24 protein-coding genes are annotated in these 23,849 nt (G+C 49.1%); 7 read left to right on the top strand and 17 right to left on the bottom strand.

What is annotated here, in order from left to right; translation table 11 throughout:
- Nucleotides 1-77: 77 nt before the first annotated feature.
- Nucleotides 78-989 (bottom strand): hypothetical protein, encoded by a 912-nt coding sequence (locus H6F86_RS13480; protein ID WP_190449124.1) that lies wholly within the window; start codon nucleotides 987-989, stop codon nucleotides 78-80.
- Between the two features lie 349 nt (nucleotides 990-1,338).
- Here H6F86_RS13480 and H6F86_RS13475 point away from each other — a divergent pair, with 349 nt between their 5' ends.
- Together H6F86_RS13475 and H6F86_RS13470 are read left to right on the top strand one after the other, a co-directional pair.
- Entirely contained in the window at nucleotides 1,339-1,683 is a 345-nt protein-coding gene (locus tag H6F86_RS13475) for a YbaB/EbfC family nucleoid-associated protein (RefSeq protein ID WP_190449123.1), read from the top strand.
- A 216-nt stretch (nucleotides 1,684-1,899) separates the two neighbouring features.
- Nucleotides 1,900-2,391, top strand: coding sequence for a low molecular weight protein-tyrosine-phosphatase (locus H6F86_RS13470; RefSeq protein ID WP_190449122.1), 492 nt, complete (start codon nucleotides 1,900-1,902; stop codon nucleotides 2,389-2,391).
- Nucleotides 2,392-2,454: 63 nt separating this feature from the next.
- Here the strand turns inward: H6F86_RS13470 and H6F86_RS13465 are convergent, their stop codons facing one another.
- The 5 genes from H6F86_RS13465 to H6F86_RS13445 form a co-directional block, all read right to left on the bottom strand.
- Complete coding sequence (locus tag H6F86_RS13465; protein WP_190449121.1) at nucleotides 2,455-3,327, bottom strand: lysophospholipid acyltransferase family protein; 873 nt, start codon at nucleotides 3,325-3,327, stop codon at nucleotides 2,455-2,457.
- Nucleotides 3,328-3,425: 98 nt separating this feature from the next.
- Nucleotides 3,426-3,917, bottom strand: a complete 492-nt coding sequence (gene tadA, locus H6F86_RS13460) for a tRNA adenosine(34) deaminase TadA (protein ID WP_277881665.1) — start codon at nucleotides 3,915-3,917, stop codon at nucleotides 3,426-3,428.
- 105 nt (nucleotides 3,918-4,022) lie between these two features.
- Entirely contained in the window at nucleotides 4,023-4,334 is a 312-nt protein-coding gene (grxC, locus tag H6F86_RS13455; RefSeq protein WP_190449120.1) for a glutaredoxin 3, read from the bottom strand.
- Nucleotides 4,335-4,381: 47 nt separating this feature from the next.
- Nucleotides 4,382-4,627 carry a hypothetical protein gene (locus H6F86_RS13450; protein WP_190449119.1) on the bottom strand — a complete coding sequence of 82 codons (246 nt, stop codon included), beginning with the start codon at nucleotides 4,625-4,627 and terminating at the stop codon, nucleotides 4,382-4,384.
- A gap of 518 nt (nucleotides 4,628-5,145) precedes the next feature.
- The gene (locus tag H6F86_RS13445; protein ID WP_190449118.1) at nucleotides 5,146-5,391 is read right to left on the bottom strand and encodes a Calvin cycle protein CP12; all 246 of its coding nucleotides are present in this window, start codon (nucleotides 5,389-5,391) and stop codon (nucleotides 5,146-5,148) included.
- A gap of 319 nt (nucleotides 5,392-5,710) precedes the next feature.
- Here H6F86_RS13445 and glpX point away from each other — a divergent pair, with 319 nt between their 5' ends.
- Both glpX and H6F86_RS13435 read left to right on the top strand, forming a co-directional pair.
- Nucleotides 5,711-6,748, top strand: a complete 1,038-nt coding sequence (glpX, locus tag H6F86_RS13440) for a class II fructose-bisphosphatase (protein ID WP_190449117.1) — start codon at nucleotides 5,711-5,713, stop codon at nucleotides 6,746-6,748.
- 105 nt (nucleotides 6,749-6,853) lie between these two features.
- Complete coding sequence (locus tag H6F86_RS13435; protein ID WP_190449116.1) at nucleotides 6,854-8,146, top strand: glutamyl-tRNA reductase; 1,293 nt, start codon at nucleotides 6,854-6,856, stop codon at nucleotides 8,144-8,146.
- Between the two features lie 63 nt (nucleotides 8,147-8,209).
- Here the strand turns inward: H6F86_RS13435 and murB are convergent, their stop codons facing one another.
- Nucleotides 8,210-9,223, bottom strand: coding sequence for a UDP-N-acetylmuramate dehydrogenase (gene murB, locus H6F86_RS13430; RefSeq protein ID WP_190449115.1), 1,014 nt, complete (start codon nucleotides 9,221-9,223; stop codon nucleotides 8,210-8,212).
- A 78-nt stretch (nucleotides 9,224-9,301) separates the two neighbouring features.
- Nucleotides 9,302-10,843: a UDP-N-acetylmuramate--L-alanine ligase gene (murC, locus tag H6F86_RS13425; RefSeq protein ID WP_190449114.1), complete on the bottom strand. Its 1,542-nt coding sequence runs from the start codon at nucleotides 10,841-10,843 to the stop codon at nucleotides 9,302-9,304.
- Nucleotides 10,844-11,207: 364 nt separating this feature from the next.
- Here murC and nadD point away from each other — a divergent pair, with 364 nt between their 5' ends.
- The 3 genes from nadD to mnmE all read left to right on the top strand — a co-directional run bounded on the left by nadD (nucleotide 11,208) and on the right by mnmE (nucleotide 14,758).
- Nucleotides 11,208-11,954: a nicotinate (nicotinamide) nucleotide adenylyltransferase gene (nadD, locus tag H6F86_RS13420; protein WP_242033510.1), complete on the top strand. Its 747-nt coding sequence runs from the start codon at nucleotides 11,208-11,210 to the stop codon at nucleotides 11,952-11,954.
- Nucleotides 11,955-12,164: 210 nt separating this feature from the next.
- The gene (locus H6F86_RS13415) at nucleotides 12,165-13,178 is read left to right on the top strand and encodes a type I glyceraldehyde-3-phosphate dehydrogenase (RefSeq protein WP_190449113.1); all 1,014 of its coding nucleotides are present in this window, start codon (nucleotides 12,165-12,167) and stop codon (nucleotides 13,176-13,178) included.
- Nucleotides 13,179-13,378: 200 nt separating this feature from the next.
- Nucleotides 13,379-14,758: a tRNA uridine-5-carboxymethylaminomethyl(34) synthesis GTPase MnmE gene (gene mnmE / locus H6F86_RS13410; RefSeq protein ID WP_199305265.1), complete on the top strand. Its 1,380-nt coding sequence runs from the start codon at nucleotides 13,379-13,381 to the stop codon at nucleotides 14,756-14,758.
- Between the two features lie 10 nt (nucleotides 14,759-14,768).
- Here mnmE and H6F86_RS13405 read toward each other — a convergent pair whose 3' ends face one another.
- From H6F86_RS13405 to H6F86_RS13365, 9 genes are all read right to left on the bottom strand, one after another.
- The gene (locus tag H6F86_RS13405) at nucleotides 14,769-15,161 is read right to left on the bottom strand and encodes a hypothetical protein (protein WP_190449112.1); all 393 of its coding nucleotides are present in this window, start codon (nucleotides 15,159-15,161) and stop codon (nucleotides 14,769-14,771) included.
- Nucleotides 15,162-15,259: 98 nt separating this feature from the next.
- Nucleotides 15,260-17,224 carry a sulfite reductase, ferredoxin dependent gene (gene sir, locus H6F86_RS13400; RefSeq protein WP_190449111.1) on the bottom strand — a complete coding sequence of 655 codons (1,965 nt, stop codon included), beginning with the start codon at nucleotides 17,222-17,224 and terminating at the stop codon, nucleotides 15,260-15,262.
- Between the two features lie 369 nt (nucleotides 17,225-17,593).
- Nucleotides 17,594-18,658, bottom strand: a complete 1,065-nt coding sequence (locus H6F86_RS13395; RefSeq protein WP_190449110.1) for a tRNA-dihydrouridine synthase family protein — start codon at nucleotides 18,656-18,658, stop codon at nucleotides 17,594-17,596.
- Between the two features lie 303 nt (nucleotides 18,659-18,961).
- The gene (locus tag H6F86_RS13390; protein ID WP_190449109.1) at nucleotides 18,962-19,270 is read right to left on the bottom strand and encodes an RNA-binding protein; all 309 of its coding nucleotides are present in this window, start codon (nucleotides 19,268-19,270) and stop codon (nucleotides 18,962-18,964) included.
- Nucleotides 19,271-19,911: 641 nt separating this feature from the next.
- Complete coding sequence (locus tag H6F86_RS13385; protein ID WP_190449108.1) at nucleotides 19,912-20,118, bottom strand: hypothetical protein; 207 nt, start codon at nucleotides 20,116-20,118, stop codon at nucleotides 19,912-19,914.
- A 285-nt stretch (nucleotides 20,119-20,403) separates the two neighbouring features.
- A complete protein-coding gene (locus H6F86_RS13380; protein ID WP_190449107.1) occupies nucleotides 20,404-20,634 on the bottom strand; it encodes a DUF3134 family protein in 231 nt (76 codons plus the stop codon).
- A 59-nt stretch (nucleotides 20,635-20,693) separates the two neighbouring features.
- The gene (gene rpsU, locus H6F86_RS13375) at nucleotides 20,694-20,882 is read right to left on the bottom strand and encodes a 30S ribosomal protein S21 (RefSeq protein ID WP_190449106.1); all 189 of its coding nucleotides are present in this window, start codon (nucleotides 20,880-20,882) and stop codon (nucleotides 20,694-20,696) included.
- Between the two features lie 189 nt (nucleotides 20,883-21,071).
- Nucleotides 21,072-21,377, bottom strand: coding sequence for an RNA-binding protein (locus H6F86_RS13370; protein ID WP_190449105.1), 306 nt, complete (start codon nucleotides 21,375-21,377; stop codon nucleotides 21,072-21,074).
- A gap of 463 nt (nucleotides 21,378-21,840) precedes the next feature.
- Nucleotides 21,841-23,595 (bottom strand): NFACT RNA binding domain-containing protein, encoded by a 1,755-nt coding sequence (locus tag H6F86_RS13365; RefSeq protein ID WP_190449104.1) that lies wholly within the window; start codon nucleotides 23,593-23,595, stop codon nucleotides 21,841-21,843.
- Nucleotides 23,596-23,849 lie beyond the last annotated feature (254 nt).

Below are 23,849 nucleotides of genomic sequence, written 5' to 3'. Positions count from 1 at the left end.
TTAATCTGTAAGATTGCGTCTATAAACTCGCACTAAAGGGACTGGAACAGAACCTTTCACACAGAGCTATAGCAATCTTAAACAAATTCGCTCTCTGGCAAAAAGCCATAGCAAAGGGCAACGGGTGAATCTAAAACACCGTTCATCCCACATTCTTTGCGCCCGCAGTGAATGCAGTCTGATTGGGTTGGCAACACTAATTCGATCGCAGGATAGACGCTGATCCCCTGATTAATAAAGCCCTGCGCTTCCAAATCTGAGAGGACACTGCAAATTAGAAGTGCCTGGGTAACACCAAGTGCTTCCCGCTGGTAGTTGATTTGCTTTAGCGTTTCTCCAAACCCCTGAGTATCAGGTTTAATCAGCACCAGCACTTTTTCCGTCAGGCTAATGAAGCAATTCGGTTTGTCTTGCTCAAACAAATCCTTGTACTGAAGCGTAAACGTGCCATCGGGGTAGCGCAATGTGCGAATCTGCCGTAAGAAAGGCAGGGTGAAGTTGCCCATCTCATCGATGGTATACCACCAGGATTTGTGCCACGCGTCAAAGGGCAAATGCAAGATTTCCTCAATTTGCTCTGGGCGAAACCCTGCTTCTACTAGCAGCGAGACAGTCAGTGACAGCGACAGATTTTTACCCAGCATCTGCATCTCTGATTCATGCTGAGTAAGTCTTGCCAACTCTCGGCTCTCTTGAGTGCGGCTATTGCTTTTAAACAAGCGCTCTACTTCCCCAGGCGGTGCCAGCTTGCAATAAACCACTTCAAAATGCACGATGCCATCAGCCGTCTGTTGATAGCCTGTTGGTACACCAACCTGCGTCGAAATAGTGCGAATGGAATGCCCCTGAGCCAGTGCAGGGATGCAGTTTTCTAGCAGTGACTTGAGTACGTAGCTGTCAGCGATCGCCAGCGCCAGTTGGATCTGGTCATGCAGATTGGGTGCTCTTACAGCATCACTCACCGGATGAAACAGCGGATTCGTTGGCATAGCCTATTACCCATCGCTACTGCAGAATAAACGCTATTGTCGAACAGTTTTGACAGAACATCCCTACACTTGCACTTCTCTTAAGAAATCGATAGCTTTTGCCTGCTTGATAGTAGTGCTCGCTACGAAGCACCAACAGCCAAAAGGTATAGGGAAGCAGCCAGCGTTCAGCTAATAATGTTTCGGTATGAGTAGCCGCACTGCACTAAGGTCAATTGCTCAATAGCGTGTGAATAATCTGGCTTGCACCCAAATCCAGCGATTTTGCAAAAAATGATGTTGCCTGGGTGTGCGATGGCATAATGGAGCAACTGACTACTTATGTTCCATTCGCAACCCGCTATTAGTTATGTCACAAGGACAGGGATTTGGCTTCGGTCTTGGCAAGATGAAGGAGCTGAAAGAAGCCTTCACGAAAGCGCAACAGGTTCAAGAGGGAGCCAAACGGCTTCAAGAAGAACTGGAACAAATGGAAATTGAAGGAGAATCGGGTGGCGGTTTGGTGAAGGTTGTGCTCAGTGGCAACCAGGAACCTCTTAGCGTTACCATTTCGCCCGATGCTCTCGGTGAAGGTGCAGAAGTGCTTTCAGATTTGGTTACGGCAGCGATGAAAGATGCTTACAACCGCTCAACCGCCACCATGCGCGAACGGATGGAAGAGCTAACCGGTGGGCTAAATTTACCAGGAATGTAGAGATTGAGAGGCAGTTAGACGGCAGGGTTAATAACACTGCTTTACGGTGTGTCTGGTGACTAGACCCTGCTTCTGCATTTGGCATTCTGCTGTGGTGTGCCAAACCTATTAATCTCCAAGTGCTTCCAGTTATATGCGCTACATTTGCTCTGCTGTTCGTCTACGAAAAGCTGTAGCTGTTCCGTTTAAAGTTTTTCTGTCCCTACGGCACAACTAATGCCCTATACGCTGCTGTTCGTTTGTCTTGGTAATATTTGCCGTTCTCCCTCAGCAGAGAACATCATGAATCATCTGATTGCTCAAGCCGGTTTAAGCGATCGCATTCAATGTGATTCAGCAGGCACTGCTAGCTACCATGTTGGTAGTCCGCCTGATCGTCGGATGGCGGTCGCCGCACAACGGCAAGGTCTTACACTGCGTGGCAGAGCACGGCAATTTACAACGGCAGATTTTGAGGCATTCGATCGCATTCTGGCAATGGATCGAGAGAACTTTAACAATATCTGCGCCCTTGACCCTGCTGGTAACTATCGGTCTAAGGTGCAGCTCATGTGTGATTTCTGTACTCGGCATACTTTACAAGAAGTACCTGATCCTTACTACGGTGGCTCTGAAGGGTTTAATCAGGTGATTGATTTATTGTTTGATGCCTGTGAAGGGTTGCTGCACGACGTAAACCAGCAGCTAGCGACGAGCAAAATGCTTTAACAAGCTAGCTTGTAGCAGGCAACTTTTTAATTGTAAGCACCACTCTAAAGTCAGACAAGCAACTTAAAGTGCTTCGATCGCTTGCTTCAGATCAGCCGTCAGCAATTGAGCGCTTTGCTTCGGTGTCTTTGCATTATATGCAGATACCTGTATTGGCTGACCAATGCAGACCTTAACTTTGCAGCGCCACGGCACAGATGGATCGCTGTAATGAATACGAATTGGAACAATCTGGATACCAAGCTTGGGTCGGCTACTTTCTGCCTGTAGCGCCAACCGCGCCAGACCTGGCTTGAGGCGCTGTACTGGACCATCGCGAAAGATATTGCCTTCCGGGAAGATCACAAGGGTTTCGCCATCTTGTAGCAGATCAACCCCATGACGTAGGCTAGCGATCGCCGGACGTTTGGGATCGATGGGAAAGCCGCCTAACCGTCGAATAAACCAGCCTTGCAGCCCTCTAACTTCATCTGCCGAAACCATGAAGCGCGGGTGATGTCCTGTGATATCGTGTCCCGCAGCATAGGGAATCATCATGGCATCCCAGCGAGAACGGTGAGTGGGGGCAAGAATCACGGGACCAGTCCGAGGAAGATTGCTGCGCCCAATAACTTCAACCTGCCTAAAATAAGCGGGCACAAGAAGATAGCGACCAAGCGGATAGACTAATGATGCTAACCATGATGAACACTGGGACGACGCAGCGATCGATGCGCTTTGACCCTGGCTTTGACCCTGAGAGATGCCACCTTTAAGCAGTTGCACAAAAAGCGAATTCTTCGATGCTGGCTGCTCAGAGTCAATCTTCGATGGATCAGAGTGATAGCACTCCCGGCACTTTTCTGGCTCTTGGTCAAGTGAATTTACCAACGAATCGGCGCTGGTTGGCAGTTGCCCTGAAGCGTAGAGTGGTCTAGTTGGATCGAGCGAGTTCATAGGGTGACGAGGGGAACGAGGTGCGGAAACAACACGTAAACCTACCCTAGAGCGCTACGCGATCGTCGTTGTTATTGCTAAGGACACTTTCTAGGGTGTCATGAAGTATGATGACGTCGCTGAGCAAACCAATCCTGTAGCTGCTGTCGGCAAGGCACTTCTAGCACACCACCCATGACAGGAAGACGATGGTTAGAACAATCGCTGTCAGGTATATTTAGCACCGATCGCACAGCCCCAGCTTTAGGATCATCGGCTCCATACACTAGCTGCCCCAGTCGTGCCAGCACTAGCGCCCCTGCACACATTGGACAGGGTTCCAACGTGACGTAAAGGGTGCATTGGGTAAGATGCCAGTCATTAAGTACCCGTCCTGCTGCTCGTAGTGCGAGAATCTCCGCATGAGCAGTTGGGTCATGGTCCCGCTCACGCCGATTTTCTGCCTCTGCGATCGCTCGTCCATTCGCATCGACAATCACGGCACCTACCGGCACATCTCCTGCTTCGCCAGCCATCCGAGCCAGGGCGATCGCTCGTTCCATCCACTGCCGATGTCGCACGTATTCTGGATGATCAAAGGGAGAAGGCAAGGGGTGAGGAGTGAATGGGTGAAGAGGAGTAAGGAGTGAATGGGTAAGGGGGGAAAGGGGGAATTAAGTGTCGGCTTTTGCCTTCTGCCTTTTGCCTTTTGCCTTCTAACTGCTAGCTGCTAACAGCAAGTCGAGCTTTTGTTCTTGATCAAGCTGGTAGAGGTCATCACAGCCACCAATGTGCTTTTGATTGATAAAAATCTGCGGCACAGAACGTTTTCCGTTAGAGCGCTCTGCCATTTTAGTTCTGGCTGCTTCATCACCATCAATTTTGTATTCTGTAAAGCTAGCTCCTTTCCACCATAAAAGCAGTTTGGCGCGAATGCAGAAGGGACACGTCTGCCAGGTATAGATTTCTACGTTAGCGTTGACTTGCTCAGGATGTCGTTTGAGCAAGGAATTGAGCGTTTTCAGCATCGGTTGATCGCTCCATGATCGCAGGTATAAACAGCTTGAAAAACAGTCTAAAGAGAAGGAAAGGGCGTTACTACTAGTATGCCAAGCCCGGCAAGGGCGATCGCGATTGAAAAGACTAGTAGTTTGAGTCGATTCTGCCAGGCTGGGATAGTCGATGGTTCTTCTAGTTTGCGCGAGCGGGGTGGAACAGACGGCACAAACCAAAGGAGCACACTGCCCAACGCCATGAGGCTGCCGAGAATAGCAGCGGTGCCAGCGATCCAGGTGAGAGCAAACCAGAGGCTTTGTGACATGGAGCGTGTCTCAAGACATTTAGTTTTGTACCTTAGATGGTTTGATGTCTGCCGTCTAGAGTCGGGCACGTAGTTACACAGCAGTTCTTCTATCAATTCAACAAGTGCTGGTTACACATTTCCCCTCTTGATCCTCAATTCTCTTTAATAAGGTGGAAGCTTGATTCGTAGCATCTAGAACGGGCATTGGTAAGCAGGAGGGCTAAATTAAGCACCACTGAGAGACTGGGTTTCGACTGCGCTCAACCCGCCGGCACATAGGACTGAGAGCATTAAGACTTCGGCGCGAGCTTTCGACCTGAGCGCTCAAGCCAAAGGGTCTTCAGTCGAACGCGAAGTCGAAAGGCTTCTTATCAATTAGTTACACCCAGCTACTTACTACCTGAATCAGATCATCCGACACCTACTTAACTTTATCAGCCGCGCTGTAGGCTGGGAAAGGCTACAAAAACCCCCTGGCTGCAGCCAGGGGGTCAGTAATGTTAAGCACAACTTGCTAGAATCATGCGCCAGCTAGCTTAGACATCGTAAATGCGACATTCTAAAGCGTCAGGGCGTTCTTCGCAGTAGCGATCGAAGTTAGTCTTTTGGTGCAAGCGACGATCGGAGCTTGCCGCTTGCATTTCTTCTACAGCATCCCAGGCAACGGCGCATTCACTGGAAAGTTCGCCATTGTTACTACAGGCAGAGCGTGCTTGCTCAAGCATGGATTGCAACTGCTGTTCAAGAGGGGCAGTATTGTTCGTTTCAAGTAATTTAGACATTGTATGAGGCTCCTTTATGGGTTTATGTAGCGTTAACCCGTTGATTCGCACGTTTGTATCGAGTGCTTAGATCTAATCTAACGCTGTTGTTATGGTTTGACAGTAGAGAAAACTAGCAACTAACGTGCGGTAATCTGGCTAGCCTCTACACATAAACACGGGGAGAAAGTAGTTCAGATGTCTGGGCTAACGCAGCAAAACTTAACATAGTGAAGCGAGAAGATTGCTGTCAAGCACGTCTCCCCCTTTTGGTAGACTTAAAGACTGAGATCAGAATTAACAAAACCGCGCAAACTCAAGCAGTTGGAGGATTTACTTCGTGGAGAACACGCTCGGTCTAGAGATTATTGAGGTTGTGGAACAGGCGGCAATCGCGTCTGCCCGCTGGATGGGTAAGGGCGAGAAGAACATTGCCGATCAGGTTGCGGTAGAAGCCATGCGTGAACGCATGAACAAGATCCACATGCGGGGTCGTATCGTCATTGGTGAAGGTGAGCGCGATGACGCACCCATGCTCTACATCGGTGAAGAAGTCGGTATTTGTACACAAGAGAATGCAGAAGCCTTCTGTAACCCTGATGAACTGGTTGAAATCGACATCGCGGTAGATCCGTGTGAAGGGACTAACCTCGTTGCTTATGGACAACCTGGTTCCATGGCAGTGTTGGCAATCTCTGAAAAAGGCGGGCTGTTTGCTGCACCCGACTTTTACATGAAAAAGCTGGCAGCACCCCCCGCAGCTAAAGGCAAAGTTGATATCAACAAATCTGCGACGGAGAACCTCAAGATTCTGGCGGAATGCCTTGATCGGGCGGTTGAAGAGCTGGTTATTGTCGTTATGAAACGCGATCGTCACGCTGGCTTGATTAAAGAAATTCGTGATGCTGGTGCCAGGGTCTCTCTCATTAGTGATGGCGATGTGGGCGCAGCGATTTCTTGCGGTTTTGCTGGCACAAACATCCACGCACTGATGGGCATTGGTGCGGCTCCTGAAGGGGTCATCTCTGCAGCAGCAATGCGGGCAATGGGTGGGCACTTCCAAGGGCAACTCATCTATGACCCTGAAGTTGTGCAAACAGGGCTGATTGGCGAAAGCAAGCAGGCTAACATCGATCGCCTCAAGAGCATGAATATCACTGATCCGGACAAAGTGTATGATGCCCATGAACTTGCTTCTGGTGAAACTGTCTTGTTTGCCGGATGCGGCATCACAACGGGCAATCTGATGCAAGGCGTACGGTTCTTTGGTGGTGGCGCTAGAACGCAGTCGTTAGTCATCTCCAACCAGTCCAGTACGGCTCGCTTTGTAGACACAATCCATATGTCTGGGCAGCCAAAAGTCGTGCAGTTGCACTAACTTGTTAGTAGTTGGTTGTTAGTTCTTAGGCCAATGGCGGCTAATAGCTAACAACCAACCGCTACGCATTGAGATTCGGTTCACATAAAAAGAGCGCATTTTGAAATGAACATTGCCGTTGTAGGGTTAAGCCACAAAACAGCCCCGGTTGACGTTCGAGAAAAATTAAGCATTCCCGAAACCCTTTATGAAAGAGCGATTGCTCAGCTTTGTGCCTGTCCTCACCTTGAAGAAGTTGCTGTTCTAAGCACCTGCAATCGCCTCGAAATCTATCTGGTTACTAGCGAAACTGAGCAGGGCATCCGCGAAGTAACCCAATTTTTAAGCGATCATAGTAAGCTTTTTCTCCCGCAGTTACGTCCTCATCTTTTTACCCTGTTGCATCAGGATGCGGTGATGCATCTCATGCGTGTTGCCTCCGGGTTAGATAGCCTTGTGCTTGGTGAAGGACAAATTCTGGCTCAAGTTAAGCACTGTCATAAGCTAGGGCAGCAGCATGAGGGCATTGGGCGTGTGCTCAACCAGCTATTTAAACAAGCGCTGACAGCTGGTAAGCGCGTTCGCACTGAAACCAGCATTGGCACTGGAGCGGTTTCAATTAGTTCCGCAGCCGTAGAGCTGGCACAGCTTAAAGCGCAAAATTTAGCTGCCTGTCGTGTAGGCATTTTGGGTGCGGGCAAGATGTCTCGCCTCTTGGTGCAACACTTACTCTCTAAAGGCGCAGTTAATATTTCGATTCTGAACCGCTCCTTAGAACGGGCGCAGGAATTAGCTAAACTTTTTCCAGACGCAGAGTTGCACCTGCATCCGCTGTCTGACCTGCCGACCGTATTAGCAAATTCCGACATCGTGTTTACGAGTACAGCGGCTACAGAACCCTTGCTCGATCGTGCCAAGCTGGAAATGGTCTTGGATCCGGCACAGCCGTTAATGCTATTTGATATCGCTGTTCCGCGCAATGTTCATACTGATGTCAACGAGTTGCCTCATGTACAGGCATTTAACGTCGATGACCTGAAGGCAGTAGTAGCGCAAAACCAGGAAAGTCGTCGCCAAATGGCAATGGAGGCGGAGCTACTCCTGGATCAGGAAGTGGATACGTTTGATAGCTGGTTACGATCGCTCGAAACCGTCTCCACTATCAGCAGCTTGCGTGAAAAGGTCGAAACTATCCGCGCTCAAGAACTCGAAAAAGCGCTGTCTCGTTTAGGCACTGAGTTTGCTGAAAAGCATCAGGAAGTGATCGAAGCGCTTACTCGAGGCATCGTCAACAAAATCCTTCATGACCCGATGGTGCAGCTACGGGCACAGCAAGACATTGAAGTTAGACGGCAGGCAATGCAAACGCTTACTACTTTGTTCAACCTGGAATCTACGTCAAACAAACAGTTTGGGTAAGATTACAGCCAAGCTTCCCGACTTCTTTAGGAAGTCGGGAAGCTGAAACACTGAGTAACTAACTTAGGCGCCTAAAGCCTGAAAGTCACCTAAAACCTTAACTTCTGGCTCCAGATGCAGTGACCAATGTTGTTCAACTTGCTGCTGCACATGATCAATCAACCGAAAGATATCGCTTGCTAGAGCGTTGCCGCAGTTAAGGATGAAGTTAGCATGTCGTTCAGCAATCTGGGCACCGCCAATCTTGTAGCCTTTTAGTCCAGCTTGCTCAATCAACCAGCCTGCCTTGTGTTGTTCGTTGGGATTGCGGAAAACGCTACCACAACTGGGCAGATGGTAAGGCTGCGTCGTACGACGTTGGTTAAGGTGCTGGCTGGTCAAGTTAGTGAGCGCTACCGGATCAAACCCTGGCTGAAGTTGAAACGTTGCTTGCGTCACTAGCCAGTTCTTTCCTTGCAGTGCCGAGGTACGGTAGCGATAGCACAAGTCTTGTGGAGTCAAAATCTGGGTAGTGCCATCAGGTAGCAGCACGTGGGCGTTAACCAGAACATCTGCTGTGCAACCACCATGAGCGCCAGCATTCATGACAACAGCACCGCCAACTGTCCCTGGAATGCCCACTGCCCACTCCATGCCCTGCCAACCACGTTCGGCTGCCAACCATGCCAGGCGGGGGAGAGGGTCACCTGCGCCAACCGTTACCTGCCCTGACTCGGCATCAAATTGATATTGGCGTAGACGGCGAGTGCTAATGACTAAGCCCGGTAAGCCCCGATCGCTGATCAGCAAATTTGAACCTGCCCCCAACAGCGTTAGGGGTAGAGCATTCGCTTGTGCCCATTCAAAGCTTGCCTGTAATTCAGCAAAGTGTTTGGGTGCAGCATACCACTGTGCTGGACCACCGACCCGAAAAGAGGTCAACGATGCAAGCGGCACTTGAGGTTTGATTAGGCAGTCAGTACCAGCGAGCCGGATTGGTTGCGCAAGAGAGAGTGGAGCGCCACGTTTAAGTGATTCAAAACTCGGTCGAGTTTTGCTGGAAATAGCTACTTTTGGAGGATCGTACGAGAGCGTCATGGTAGTAAATCAGGTTTGTGACCCAACCGGTTAGCGCCAGTGGGTGCGATCGTCTCAGGTTCTGTCAGGTTTGTGGCGTTAAGCCTGGTTGCACCAAGCTTGCGATCGCCCTTGTTCAATCGTCTGATGAAACGCCATGACTTCGGGAATCAATTGATTGAGATTTCCCGCTCCCAGAAAGAGGGCAATGTCTCCGGGTCTTAACAGTTTAGTCAAGTGCTGACTTATTGCTTGGAGAGACGGTTGGTAGTTTACTTGAGGATGATACTTTCCAATTAAATTAGCAACCTGCTGACCACTGATATTTCCTGGATTTGCTTCACCAGCACTGTAGATGTCACTAATAACCACTACATCAGCATCGCTAAATGATGTGGCAAAGTCTTCTAGAAACGTGAGCGTGCGACTGTATCGATGTGGTTGGAAGATTGCTACCACTCGACGCTTGGAGGCTGAGCCGTTGTCGCTTTGCAGCCGTGCAGCAGCCAGCGTTGCCCGCAATTCGCTTGGATGATGGGCGTAGTCATCAATAAAGGTGATGCCGTTGTATGCTCCACGGTGCTCAAACCGTCGCCGCGCACCTTCAAAGGTGGAAATCGCCTGCGCGATCGTTGCGAACTCCAGCTTTAGCAAGCGCCCCAAAGCAACCGCTGCCAGCGCATTACTAAGGTTATGTTTCCCTAAAAGCTTGACGTTTAACCGCCCCAGAATGACACCCCGTTCCCAAACCCGTGCTGTCGTACCGTCTGCTCGGCAGGTAATACAGTCAACTGTGTAGTCAGCACCTGTATCCACATCAAGGCTATAGCTGATGGTCGGCTGGAGCTGATCTCGCACTGTGGCACAATCAATGCTGCCGATCAGCGTTTGACAGCGCCCAGCAAAGGTTTTAAAGATAGCAATGACTTCATCTAGAGTGTTGTAGTGATCGGGATGATCGAGTTCGATGTTGGTGACAATACCAATGCTGGCTGCCATTTTCACCAGCGAACCATCTGACTCGTCCGCCTCTGCTACCAAATGGGCACCTTGTCCTACACGGGCGTTACCTTCCCAGGCATTCACTTCACCACCAACAACGATCGTCGGGTCAAGCCCTGCTTGCAGCAGCATATAGCCAATCATGCTGCTGGTTGTTGTCTTGCCGTGGGTGCCTGCCACTGCAACGCTTTCGTACTCCTGCATCAACCCCGACAATACATCAGAGCGATGAAAAATCGGATAGCCTGACTCCCGTGCTGCCCGATATTCAGCATTCGCTGGATGAATCGCAGTGGAACAGATAACCTGCGGCAGTAACGTTGGCTGTTGTATGGGCGATCGCGAAGAAGTTGATCGATTACCCCCAGGGTTTGTTTTTGTAACGCTCACAGCAGATGCTAGTGACTCCGTTGCTACACTTGCAGCCGTTTGAAAAAAATCTAAATTGCTTGGATCTTGGCTCCAAAAAATATGAGCGCCTTCCTCTTGCAGCCGTTGTGTAATACGACTGAGATGCAGATCCGATCCAGATACGGGTAGTCCACGCTTCGCTAGTACATAAGCAAGGGCTGACATTCCAATGCCACCAATGCCAATGAAATGAAATGGTCTACCGCTGAAATCGACAGAATTCAGCATTTTAACTCCTCACACACCACACCAATATCTCGGGCTATCATATCAAGGATTATCTTCTCGGGATACAGCCTCTCAAAAATCTTGCGATTTAAGATGAATAGAGGCTCTCTGTCAATAACCAACGTTTAATCGTCACGAAAGTTATACCATCAATTTGGGAATCTTCCGGTTAGCTTTGGCTGAAAGGCTGACAATTTTACTCGCATAGGCTTGTTTGTAAAGGTGTTGCGATCGCACCAGTCATTACATAGATTAGATGCTCTTGCTTTTACAGTTAACTACAACCCTGTAATGCTTACGTCCGGATCGATGGTCGTCTATGTTGAAGACCTTGAACCGTTAAGTGAAGCTATTAACTGATCGAATGAAGCTGCCCTTTATTCGTTACAACGTAAACGCTTTGATTAAGATGCCCAATATTGCGATTTTTGGCGGCACCTTTGACCCTATTCACTGGGGGCATCTTCTTATCGCGGAGACAGCACTTGATCAGTTTCATCTTGATCGAATTATTTGGGTACCTACCTTTCGACCACCACATAAAGCGCCACCTTTAGTAAGCTTTGAACACCGTCTAGCAATGGTTAGCTTAGCGATCGCTGGTCATCCTGCGTTCCATGTCTCTGCTGTGGACAGCCAACAGCAAGGCACCTCCTACGCGATCGCCACCTTCAAGGCTCTGCAAACTCTTGAACCCAACGCTTGCTGGTACTGGATTATTGGCAATGATGCCTTTCAAAGTCTGCCCCACTGGAGAGCTAGCCAAACATTAGCCGCACAATGCATTTGGCTCGTTGCACCGAGATTGATGCAGAGGGCGGGAGAGGGAGAGAGGGCAGCAGGGGAAGAGAGGGCAGCAGGAAATGATCAACCTTTAGAGGTGGCAATACCTCTGGATGTCTTTACCTCGTCGCAAAGTGGCAGTAAGCTAAACTCCTCGCGCCTTATGCCTTACCTCCATCTCAACGGGCACCGGCTAGAAATGCCTTCAGTAGCAGTTTCTTCTAGCCTCATTCGGCAGCAGTGTCGCGATAAGCGTTCGATCCGGTATCTGGTACCGGAGTCCGTTCGTTGCTATATTACAGAAAAACTCTTGTACCAAATGAGTTAAAATACCTAGCTAAGGCATGAATGATACAGAAAGTAATACAGGCTTAAGTCAAGTGTTGGGGCGGAAGTTCTTGTCAGAGGCGCGATCGCCATTTGTCAGACCGTTCCTAAGCAGGATGACGTTAAAGCGAGTTATTGCACTCGTATCCTTAGGGTCTTATGATCAATTTGACTACCAAGAATCTCTTTAATAGACAGAGGGCAAGACGCAGTGATTAGAGTAGCGATTAACGGATTCGGACGCATCGGGCGCAATTTTACGCGGTGCTGGTTGACTCGCGCCGACAGTCAGATTGAGGTAGTTGCTATTAACGACACCTCTGACCCTAAAACAAATGCCCACCTGTTGAAATATGACACCATGTTGGGCAAGTTTGATGCTGACATTAGCGCCGATGAAAATACGATCACTGTCAACGGGCACACGATCAAATGTACGTCCGATCGTAATCCTGAAAACTTGCCCTGGAAAGACTGGGACATTGACCTCATCATTGAATCAACGGGTGTCTTTGTCAGCAAAGAAGGTGCCTCAAAGCACATTAAAGCTGGCGCGAAAAAGGTGCTGATCACGGCACCTGGTAAGGGTGATGATGGCACGTTTGTAGTTGGTGTTAACCATCAAGACTACACTCATGAGAATCACTGGGTGATCAGCAATGCCAGCTGCACCACCAACTGTCTGGCACCGATCGCCAAAGTGCTTCACGAACAGTTTGGCATTGTGAAAGGCGTGATGACTACAACCCACAGCTACACAGGTGACCAACGTCTGCTGGATGCTAGCCACCGGGATTTGCGTCGGGCAAGAGCTGCTGCCATGAATATCGTACCCACGTCTACAGGCGCAGCTAAAGCGGTCGCAATGGTGTTACCAGCCTTAGCGGGCAAGTTGAACGGGATTGCCTTACGAGTACCTACACCTAATGTTTCGATCGTCGATCTAGTTGTGCAGGTAGAAAAGACCACGTTTGCCGAGCAAGTGAATGAAGTGTTGAAAGATGCGTCTGAAAACTCGCTCAAAGGCATCTTGAAGTATTGCGATTTGCCGCTTGTCTCTAGCGATCATGCTGGAACAGATGAGTCTTCTATCATTGACTCAGCACTCACAATGGTTATGGGCGGTGACTTGGTAAAAGTTGTTGCGTGGTATGACAACGAGTGGGGCTATAGCCAGCGTGTTGTTGACCTTGCAGAACTCGTTGCCGAGAAGTGGGCTGCGTAATGCTGTCAGCGTCTCTTCTTGCTGAAGCAACTGGAGCAATGCTCTTTGTTCGCTAACGGTTCGGTGCTATCTTGATTAGCCGCATTCACCGTTGATTTCACTCTGAACAGTCAGATTGAAATCGGCGGTGAACGCTTTTTAGAGGCAGTCGTCTCCATTCAGTTGTTTTCAATTCCTTTAGGCGTTTCATCACGGTTTTTATGTCCACATTGGGCACGATCGCTGCCATTGCCACTGCTATTGTTCCTGCACAGGGTAGCGTTGGTATTGTGCGTCTATCTGGACTAGAAGCGGTGGCGATCGCCCGCACTCTCTTTCATGTGCCAGGTAATCAAATTTGGGCAAGCCATCGCATTCTCTACGGCTACGTGCGGCATCCTGGCACTGATCAAGTAGTGGACGAAGCGCTTCTGTTGCTCATGCTAGCTCCCCGCTCTTATACCCGTGAAGATGTCGTAGAGTTTCACTGTCACGGTGGCATTATGGCGGTGCAGCAGGTTTTGCAGCTTTGCCTGGAGCAGGGAGCACAGCTCGCGCAACCCGGCGAATTTACGCTGAGAGCCTTTTTGAATGGGCGACTAGACTTGACACAGGCAGAGAGTATTACCGACTTGGTGGGGGCACGATCGCCCCAAGCGGCGCAAACAGCTTTGGCTGGTTTACAAGGCAAACTCGCACAGCCCATCCGTCAGCTCCGCGCTAAGTGTCTCGACATTTTGGCAGAGGTAGAGGCACGCATTGACTTTGAAGAAGATCTGCCACCGCTGCATGAAGCCGAGATTCAAAGACACCTGGAGCTAGTGCTGGTAGAGATGAGCCATCTTTTGGCAACGGCTGATCAAGGTGAACTACTGCGATCGGGGTTGAAGGTGGCGATCGTCGGTCGTCCTAATGTGGGTAAATCGAGCCTGTTGAATGCTTGGAGTCGGAGTGATCGCGCGATCGTCACCGATCTCCCTGGCACAACCCGTGATGTTGTGGAATCACAGCTTGTGGTCGGCGGCATTCCCATTCAGGTGCTAGACACGGCAGGCATTCGCGACACGGATGACAAGGTAGAGAAAATTGGCGTAGAGCGATCGCGTCTGGCTGCTCAGAATGCTGATCTCGTTTTGCTGACCATTGATGCTCAAACAGGCTGGACAGATGGCGATCAAGCCATCTACGAACAGGTAAAGGATCGCCCCTTGATCCTGGTATTTAACAAAATCGATTTGCTTGACTCCCTCTCTATACCTCTACTTCCTACTCCCCACTCCCTACTCCCCTCCGCTAAAACTGCCGCTGCTCTTAATCAGGGTATTGATGACCTTGAAGCCGCTATTTTAACGATCGTCCAGTCTGGCAGACTTCAGGCTGCGAATTTAGATATTGCGATTAACCAACGTCAGGCTGCAGCTCTGACCCGAGCCAAAGCAGCCTTACAGCAAGTACAGGGGACAATCGCCGATCAACTGCCTCTTGATTTTTGGACGATCGACCTCCGTAGCGCCATTCAAGCCTTTGGCGAAATTCTGGGTGAAGATGTAACCGAATCTGTCCTCGATCGCATCTTCAGCCGTTTTTGTATCGGCAAATAGCCACAGTGGACTATTTGACTGAGGTTCTTGCATGTTTTTTGCCAACCAAGGCCATCCACGTATCACGATCGCTAACACGATCAAACTCTGAATCAAGTTTCATTGGTGCTCTGATACGCCAAAGCTTGTTGCTTAGTGCTGCCCAATCAGGATAAAGAAGTTTGGGCAAGACCTCTTGATACTCTTGTTCAGAAATTTCAAACGGTTGCCAGCTAAACCTGGGACTCATGCTACCACCAACCCATCCTCTAAGAAGAAGAACATTGAGAATGTGTAGCGGTGGAAAAACGTTGCAAGCAGTTAAAATTGGCAAGTCATAGAGAAAAGTACTTAAAGGCTCTTCCCTATCGCCACACTCGCAATGAGACCAGTCCTTTCTGGAATATCTGATGATTCTTTCCATACTCTTTGGAAGAACTCAAACTTAGATCATTGAATAGAAAGGGTTCAATCTGCTACTCCACAAGCAATCCTGTGCTTAACTCCTGTTTACTTTGCGACCTAGCCTTGCTCAAGGGTGCTCAAGTAAGCCGCGATCGCTGCATTCGCCAACTGGCTTGCGGGTTGCCCTTCTCGCAGCGCAGCTTCTTGTAACCGCGCATAAACATCTTCTTGAATGGTGACGCGGCGACGGGCTTTGTTTGCAGCTTTTAGCATTTCACTCTGCTGAGCTGTAGCTGGCTCAATAGTTGCAGCTATAGCGCTTTCGGGCTGATACTGAGCAACATACTGATGAATGGAGGCAAGACCAATGCGATCGCAGAAATCCCCGAAGCTTTCGCTTGGCTGGCGAGACTGCTTGAAGTAGACAAAAATCGGTTCAAACGCCGTCTCCAGTTCATTGATGTGGAGCTTCTCCAGATACACCTGCGCCAGCCGCGTCTGATTAGGCGCGGCGCCAAGCCAGATCTGGTAGGTATCGGGACCGTTGCCAACAAACCCAAGCTCTGCGAGATAGGGACGGGCACAGCCATTGGGGCATCCCGTCATTCGAATGATGAACTGCTCTTGCTCCAGTCCAACTTTGTTTAACAGGGCACGAATGCGATCGAGAATACTAGGGATTGCCCGTTCTGATTCGGCTGTAGCCAGTCCGCATGTAGGCAGAGCAGGGCACGCCATCGAGTAGCGCACGAGTGGATCAATTTCTGTCTCACCCTTGATGCCACAACGGGTCAAAACTGCCTGAATTTGAGCTTTCCGAGCTGGGTCGATGTCGTAAAGAATCGCATCCTGGCTTGGTGTCAGCAGCATGGGCAAGTTGAAAGTCTGCACTAGCTCTCGTAGCGCTGTTTTAAGCTGTAGCGACTCGTCATCCTTCACGCGCCCATTTTGAATGGAGATGCCAACAAAGAGCTTGCCATCACCCTGTTCATGCCAGCCGAGAAAGTCGAAATATTTAAACTCAGGCAATGGCTTGAAGGGTTCGATCGGCTTCCCAAAGTAACTTTCGACCTTCTCGCGGAAGCGATCAATTCCCCAGTCTTCGATCAGGTACTTCATCCGGGCATGACGACGATCGCTACGATCGCCATAGTCCCGTTGGGTTGCCAAGATTGCCTTCATCAAGTCATACACGTCGGCTTTGGCAACATAACCGATCGGATCAGCAAGACGAGGAAAGGTTTCTTCTTTGTTGTGTGTACGTCCTAAACCACCACCCACAAAAACGTTAAACCCTTCTAGTTCGCCTTGTTGGTTGGTCAGCACCACTAGGCTGACATCCTGCGAGTACAGGTCAACTGAGTTGTCACCTGGCACAGTGACGCTGATCTTAAACTTACGGGGCATATAGTGCTTGCCGTACAGCGGTTCTTCTGGCTCATGAAAAATGGTGCCGTTACCGTTGCGCTGACGAGCTGCAATCACTTCTGGATTTTCTTCTGCCGAAATTGCCTTCTCGCCATCCAGCCAAATTTCGTAGTAGGCTCCTGTTTGAGGGGTTAACAGGTCGGCAATATTGTTGGCATACTCACGAGCATACTCGTACTCTGGCTTGTTCCGATACGGTGCAGCAGGAGCCATCACGTTGCGGTTCAGGTCGCCACAAGCACCCAGCGTTGATCCCATGCTGTTAACGATCGCAGCGATCGTTGCCTTCAAATTCCGCTTAAGGATGCCATGCAACTGAAAGCCTTGGCGCGTTGTCGCCCGTAGCGTATGGTTGCCGTACTCATCAGCTAGGCGATCAAGCGTCAGATACAGTTCTGGCGGGATGTATCCACCAGGGCTACGTGTCCGCAGCATCATCTGGTAATCTTTTTCCTGCCCTTTAAGGCGATTATCCCGGTTGTCTTGCTGATAGGAACCGTGGAATTTCAGAATTTGGATCGCGTCCTCAGTAAAATGCGTCGTGTCCAGCAGCAGTTCAGACGCAACAGGTTCGCGCAGAAAATTACTGCGGTCTTTAAGACCTTCAACTTTAGAGGGTTTGCGAACGGTGGCAGGAGTTTGAGTGTTAACCATCAGGAGGGCGGCAAGAGTAAGTCAAAGACAAGAGAATGCAGCTTTTGGCGCTGGTTGTTTTTCCAGTAAGCCAGTCGGAATTGCGTAAATACTAGAAAGATCCTATCACTGCTGCTTTGTTTTAGGCGCAGCTAACCGTCTTTAGAGCGAATTGAATGCCAGTTCTAAAAACAAGCGTCCCTTCACTTTAACGCGAATCATTAACAGACGTAGGCTCAAGCAAGAAAGGTGTTTCCTACATCCAGCCATATCCTTTAGGTTCTGGTTCCAACTTAGTCACTGCTAGCCAAGTGGAGCACAGTAAGTCTGCTTGGCATCAAGACGTGATCGCCTACAGTCAGCGTTACATACCAGGTTTATGTGATGTGGTTATGAGGCGATCGCTGCATGGGCAGTTTCAGCACGCGGACGAGCCACAAGCCCAGGATAAGGCTCTAAAGCAAAGGGCTGGTCTGGGTCGCTCAACAAGTAGCGATCGCAAGTACCAAAGAGTTCGGTTTCTGTATGAGCACGACGCATCTCGCTCAGGAAGGCACCGACTGCATCGACACTTTGCCCAATGTAGTTGAGATACATCTTCATGTGGCTTACACGGGCACGCTCCGGTATAGCTGCTGTAGTTGCCACTTGACGGAGCCGTTCAATATAGTTGCGCACTGCCGCTAAGGTGACAGTTGTCACGGGTTGACCACTCAAGTACTGGCGGGTTTGCTGAAAAATCCACGGGTTGCGGATCGCTGCACGACCAATCATCACTCCGGCTGCACCCGTTTGGGCTAAAACTGCACCAGCTGCGATCGCAGACGTCACATTACCGTTAGCTAAAACCGGACAGTGCACTCGCTGAACGGCATGGGCAATAAGATCGTAATGCACGTCGCTGTGGTACATCTCCTTGACAGTACGACCATGCAAACTCAGCAGATTAATGTGATGCCGATTGATTAAGTCGAGGATGCGATCGAGGTGAGCGGTGTTATCAAAACCAAGGCGCATCTTAACGGTTAGCCGCCCTTTCACGGCATCCCGCAACGCACCAAGGATACGATCGATCATGTCGGGATCGCGCAACAGTCCGCCCCCTACGTTTTTGCGATAAATCCTTGGCGCAGGACAGCCCAAATTAAGATCGATGCCCGCAATTGGATAGTGGCTTAAGGCAACGGCAATGCGTACTAGATCGTCCACACTCTCGCCGATAAGTTGAGCAAAGACTGGGCGACCAGTAGCGTTTTCCGTAATTGATCGCAGAATGTGTTTATGCAGCCCCGAACTGTTATGGACACGAAAGTACTCCGTAAAGAAGTAATCGGGGCTGCCATAGTGAGCGATCACACCCATAAAGTGTATGTCTGTTACATCTTGCATAGGAGCCAGTGCCGTTAAGGCAAGTCCTTGCGATAGCGGTGGCGGCAGGCGATCAACGGATAGCATTGGCTCGATCAGTGGTATAGCCTAGTAGTGTAAATGTGATTGGTGTACCCAATCTTCTCAGTGTTGCACCAGTCATGGATCGATCATGCACTGAAATGCAGGTTCTAAAAAACTCAAACAAAAAGGTTCAAGCGTGATCGCCTGAACCTTTCAAATAGACTATCAAGAACCAGAAGTACGATCGAATCGCTCAATGTGGACACTATTGCCCTTCCAGTTCTAAGTCTTCAATTACACCTAAGTGCTACTTGCTGACCTGCATCCAAATACCTGACTCAAGTACACTCAGTCTCCAGCAATCAACTAGCTGCGGGAAAAATTGTTGTTACGGCGACCACCGCCACCGCCACCAAAGGACGAACCTCTGTCTTCACGGGGCTTAGCCTTGTTGACCTTAAGATCGCGACCCATCCACTCAGCACCATCAAGTGCTTCGATGGCAGCCGCTTCTTCAGCGTCTGTACCCATTTCAACAAACCCAAAACCGCGTGGACGACCTGTCTCACGATCGGTGGGAAGCTGAACTCTTTTTACTGAACCATACTCTGCAAAAACAGAGCTTAGGTCAGCTTCCGCAACATCATAGGAAAGGTTGCCTACATAAATCGACATAGATTGGCTCCAAAATCAAAAGTTCGTAGAGAGTGAGATTTCGGAGAGAAGCCTGCCAATACAAAACGCGAAAAACCCGTCAAGACTAGAAACAAATTCTGCAACCGATTACTTATTCTCGTTCACAATACTAGCATTTCTGCAAGTGTAGTTCTACCATTTCGTGCAACGGTTCTGTAACAATATGTAGCGATATGTAAAGCGCAAGTCACAATCTCTCAGAAAACAGAGTCATCCACCGTAGGAAACTACCCATCATGTCGCTTTGGGTCTTTTTTCTGCTTCTTGGTGCCGTCAGATTCTTTTTTCTGCTTCTTGTTTTCTTTATTAGCTTTCTGTTCTTTTGCCATGGGTATGTTGTGGCTACAGCCTGAATGAGAGGATTTGAACGTAGTCTTGATTCCAGATTCAGCAGTGGCAACCCAACAAAAATATTTGCTGGTGACACTTCGCTAATTGAAAAACGCTTACAGGATGCACCAGCTAGCTAAATACCCATTCTTCTTATAGACGCCTAGAGGCAGGATTTTCTACAGTTTTTCTTGTGAAAGAAAGTAGGGACAGCTAGGAGTTCGATAATGTGTATTTCATAGAAAACTGGTGTGACACTTGCAACGGTTTCATAATCTGCTAAACAGCTTTTAAGCTGCTAAATCAACCAGAGCATCTTTTTGAAACCGAATAACCCGTGAAAACGAGCTTCGAGAATGTTCTGACGTTGAAACGGACAGCGTAATATTTGTCTGACCCGGATCAATAACCTGCCTGACGGTACAGACCTGCATCTTATTATTGCAATAAGCAATGATGCGATCGCCCATTTGAATATTTAGCGCTTGAACTTTCATTTAAGACTCAACTTGGCGGCTGATTCGCCGCGATCGCTTTAGCAGAATTCTATAAACTGATTTGTCAAAAACTAGCCCAAGTTTCATTGATAATGCTCATACCCCATAGCCTTCGCTCAAAGAGATAAAACTATGCAGCCATCAAGCTATATAAACTCTGTTGGTATATAGGATTAACATATCATGAATGTTTGTTCTGTTAGTAAAGATTATGGCACTTCGTCAAGCAGAGTTGGATTTAATGCAGTTCAAATGCATAGTATGAAACTCAAGCAAGCGACAATATTAGTCATCTTCTGAATCGATCAACTCATCATCGTCGTTATAAGCATTTGCATCAACAATTTCATCAATTAGTTCGCTCGCATCGATGCTATCAGGCTCTGCCTCAATACCACGTGAGGCTAGTCGCCCTGTCTGATCTAACCAGTGAAGCAGCGGTTCTACCTGATTAGGTGGAATCAGCTTTGTTCTTTGATTGCGTAGCTCTTCTTGTAGTGACGGGTTATATACCATTACGCTCTTGATTGAGTAATATCACTTCCTGTGCAGTCAACGATAAATACAGTTTGCAGCTAATAGCGAAACTTGCGGCGACGCTGCTTATGCTTGGCAATTGCTTTGCGCTTTTCTTTCTCGATCGGTGTTTCAAAGTGGCGATGCTTTTTCATATCTGGAAAGATTCCCGCTTTTGAAACTTCGCGCTTAAACCGACGTAGCGCTGACTCAATGTTTTCGTTTTCGCCAGGAATAATTTGTGCCATTCAAGCTCCTTTACCTAAACTAGCTAACTTTTTGCACAAGCAGCAGAATCAAAAAAGGGCAGACTCGTTATCTGCCCTCTAGACTTTAGAGTTGGTTCCTTAATGTTGAAGCAACTGACTATTAGTTTCTAGCTGCCGCTAGTGTTGCACCGCTAAATTTACAGCGTCTCAAACGCTCAAAAATAAAGCTTAGTAGCGCTTGGAAGCACCACCCTTATTTCCCCAGCCGCCACCGCCAGACGAACCTCTTTCTTCACGTGGTTTCGCCTTGTTCACTTTCAGGTCGCGCCCCATCCATTCAGCACCGTCTAGCGCTTCGATCGCGGCAGTTTCCTCTGCTTCAGCGCCCATTTCTACAAAAGCAAAACCGCGCAGACGACCCGTTTCTCGATCAGTAGGAAGTTGAACGCGCTTGACTGTACCGTACTCAGTAAAAGCTTGAGTTAGATCTTCTTGCGTCACTTCGTAAGACAGATTACCAACATAAATCGACATAGACTTTCTCCAGAATCAAAAGGTGCAGAGATGGTAGATTCGGAGAAACGTGTGCTATGACGAATTACACAACCGAAAATAGTTCTTCTTCCTTAGAGTAACACAACTTAAGTCTTACCTGTGCAGCATTCATTCGTACGAAGAGACTTTGCTCTTAAACATCTGCAAAATTGATCGTTCATTATGGGGCTAATATTGAGACGTAAAATGTATGCTGTGAGAGCGTTCTATCTTTAGGGCTGCAATCACAAAAACAGCTTTGATCGTTTCGATAAACTCAAATGGAATGTGATTTCAAAATGTCATGCTACATACTAAAAGTAACTGCCTTTGGTCTAAAAGTAGTTTCTCTAAAGTGCTTTAGTTTAGGCTAACCAGCTTTCAGCGTTGCCCAATAGGATGACACAAAAAAATTGCTCAACTCTCGTCGCTATTGAAATACGCTAGATACCCCAGCATTGCTTTACTCACTCTTCAGCCGCTTCACTACTAGCTGCTCTCCCTGCTTCGGCTGTGCCCAAAGCGTCCGCTCGTGCTTGTAAATGGTCATCCCTGGTTTAGCGCCCTTTGGCTTGTAGACGTGTTTTGGCTCTGTATAGACTACAGACACCTGTTCGCTCTGGCGGGCACGGCTATAATATGCTGCCAGGTTTGCGGCACATTGCAAATCGATCGCATCAGGCGCACTTCCTGGCTTCAAGCGCAGCAGAACATGGCTACCAGGAATTTCCTGCGTATGAAACCAGAGATCGTAGTCTCCTGCTGTCCGAAAGGTCAGCTGATCGTTCTGACGATTGTTGCGCCCTACAAGCACTTCCAGTCCACTCGGCGTAGTGTAGCGATGGGGCTGGCTTTGTGAATCTTTGGTAGGCGGGCTGGCGTTACGATATTCTGGATCGTTCAAATAGTGCTGCTGGATTAGTTCATCACGAATTTCGTCGAGTGTGTTGAGGTCTTCGGCTGTTTGGTAAGTCTCCAGTTCTACGATCGCCGCTTCGACTTGCTCCAGATAGTGGATCTCGGCATTGACCTCTGCTAACAGGGGATCGATCGCGTTACGAGCACGCCTCAGCTTTTGGTGCTGCTTGTAAAGTGCTTGAGCATTCTGCACTGCATTTTTTTCAGGATTGAGAGGGATACTAATGGGTTGCTCTGTCGTGAAGTCAGGTAGTGTAATCGTTGCTAACCCTGGCTGCCAGTGGTGTAAATTTGCCATCAATAGATCGGCTTGTTCACGATAACGGTCAGCAACCTCAGATTGCTGCAAGCGCGCCTGAAACACGTTTGCCTTTACGCGTAGCTTTTCTAAAACAGTGTGGAGCTTTTGGGTAAGCTGATGGCGTAGCTGGACAAATTCTTGCTGCTCAAGTTGGCTGGTGTAGTAGCGATCGATGATAGGCTGCACTCGATCGACCGCCTGTGTCATACCCCAACCTAAAACGGTATAGCCATCGCTCGTCCAACCAGGGCAAAATTTTTCCGTTTCTAATGCTTGCAGCCACTCCTGCCAGCGGTGAAATAAGCGGTGCCAATCACTTGCATCTAGGCTATCGGTAGATTGGTTAGGGCGAAGTGCAGCCGCAGCAATCAAAGAGAGCGTGAGTGCAGAACTGAGTCCACGATAGTTTTTTTGTAAGTTGCGTCGTAGCGCACCTGGTACCAGATTGATCCGCTCCTGCCAGCGATCGAACGATTCCGCTAGCTTGGGTGCTGGATCAGTCAAGGGCGGCGGCAGTGTGTATGGGTCACCTGTTTGAATGGGACGCACACTCGACTGTTGGGCACTAACCTGATGGGCTGCTGTAACAATTAGGTTGACTTGGTTGGCAAGCACGACGTTGCTGTACTTCCCCATGATTTCTATGTACAGATGCCAGAGCGGTGGTTCGCCAGGACGCTGGGAAAACTGGAGATCCAGGGCACGCTCCCAGGGGGCGATCGGCTCAATGGCGACCAGTGCCAGGTTGCCTAACTGGTGTTTTAGCTGCTGGCTAAAGGTAAACGTATCTGGTATGCGGGGCGGAGCATCGCTAATACAAAGACGCGCTGCCTGGGGATGCCAGGAGAGCATCAGCCATCCGCGCCGCTTAAGGGTACGTAAGCCCAAATAGAGTGTATGACGATCGCGCTGATAGACCTGCTCCAGCCGTGCAGGTAACCATTCAGTGCGTAGTTCTGCGGCGATCGCAGTAAGCGTTGTAACGTCAACAGGTTGCAAGGGCAGTGAGGGGTGAAGGGCGGATTCAGAATCACTTAAAGATTCGTTTGGGACGAGGCTTCTGCTAAGGCCAAAACCGAGCGTCGTGTGTAGGCATCCTTTTTGTCGGTATGCTGCCAGACATGACCTTGTGATGCTTCAGGTAATCGAAAGGCTAAGAATGCTATTACAAGTCGCTTCTTACAGGGGGGAGCAGTTCTGCATAGCTTTACTTAAGAGGCTGACTAAAGAGCGCGATCGCGCCGTTCGCTTTG

It is taken from the genome of Phormidium sp. FACHB-592 (assembly GCF_014695795.1).
Taxonomy (GTDB): Bacteria; Cyanobacteriota; Cyanobacteriia; order Leptolyngbyales; family Leptolyngbyaceae; genus Stenomitos.
Note: the sequence above shows the minus strand (reverse complement) of the source record. Positions and strands in the feature narration are given on the sequence as shown.

Coding starts and splice junctions, on each gene's coding strand:
- H6F86_RS13480 (WP_190449124.1), bottom strand. CDS start 989: ATGCCAACGAATCCGCTGTTTCATCCGGTGAGTGATGCTGTAAGAGCA.
- H6F86_RS13475 (WP_190449123.1), top strand. CDS start 1,339: ATGTCACAAGGACAGGGATTTGGCTTCGGTCTTGGCAAGATGAAGGAG.
- H6F86_RS13470 (WP_190449122.1), top strand. CDS start 1,900: ATGCCCTATACGCTGCTGTTCGTTTGTCTTGGTAATATTTGCCGTTCT.
- H6F86_RS13465 (WP_190449121.1), bottom strand. CDS start 3,327: ATGAACTCGCTCGATCCAACTAGACCACTCTACGCTTCAGGGCAACTG.
- grxC (WP_190449120.1), bottom strand. CDS start 4,334: ATGCTGAAAACGCTCAATTCCTTGCTCAAACGACATCCTGAGCAAGTC.
- H6F86_RS13450 (WP_190449119.1), bottom strand. CDS start 4,627: ATGTCACAAAGCCTCTGGTTTGCTCTCACCTGGATCGCTGGCACCGCT.
- H6F86_RS13445 (WP_190449118.1), bottom strand. CDS start 5,391: ATGTCTAAATTACTTGAAACGAACAATACTGCCCCTCTTGAACAGCAG.
- H6F86_RS13435 (WP_190449116.1), top strand. CDS start 6,854: ATGAACATTGCCGTTGTAGGGTTAAGCCACAAAACAGCCCCGGTTGAC.
- murB (WP_190449115.1), bottom strand. CDS start 9,223: ATGACGCTCTCGTACGATCCTCCAAAAGTAGCTATTTCCAGCAAAACT.
- murC (WP_190449114.1), bottom strand. CDS start 10,843: ATGCTGAATTCTGTCGATTTCAGCGGTAGACCATTTCATTTCATTGGC.
- nadD (WP_242033510.1), top strand. CDS start 11,208: ATGAAGCTGCCCTTTATTCGTTACAACGTAAACGCTTTGATTAAGATG.
- mnmE (WP_199305265.1), top strand. CDS start 13,379: ATGTCCACATTGGGCACGATCGCTGCCATTGCCACTGCTATTGTTCCT.
- H6F86_RS13405 (WP_190449112.1), bottom strand. CDS start 15,161: ATGGAAAGAATCATCAGATATTCCAGAAAGGACTGGTCTCATTGCGAG.
- sir (WP_190449111.1), bottom strand. CDS start 17,224: ATGGTTAACACTCAAACTCCTGCCACCGTTCGCAAACCCTCTAAAGTT.
- H6F86_RS13395 (WP_190449110.1), bottom strand. CDS start 18,658: ATGCTATCCGTTGATCGCCTGCCGCCACCGCTATCGCAAGGACTTGCC.
- H6F86_RS13390 (WP_190449109.1), bottom strand. CDS start 19,270: ATGTCGATTTATGTAGGCAACCTTTCCTATGATGTTGCGGAAGCTGAC.
- H6F86_RS13385 (WP_190449108.1), bottom strand. CDS start 20,118: ATGAAAGTTCAAGCGCTAAATATTCAAATGGGCGATCGCATCATTGCT.
- H6F86_RS13380 (WP_190449107.1), bottom strand. CDS start 20,634: ATGGTATATAACCCGTCACTACAAGAAGAGCTACGCAATCAAAGAACA.
- rpsU (WP_190449106.1), bottom strand. CDS start 20,882: ATGGCACAAATTATTCCTGGCGAAAACGAAAACATTGAGTCAGCGCTA.
- H6F86_RS13370 (WP_190449105.1), bottom strand. CDS start 21,377: ATGTCGATTTATGTTGGTAATCTGTCTTACGAAGTGACGCAAGAAGAT.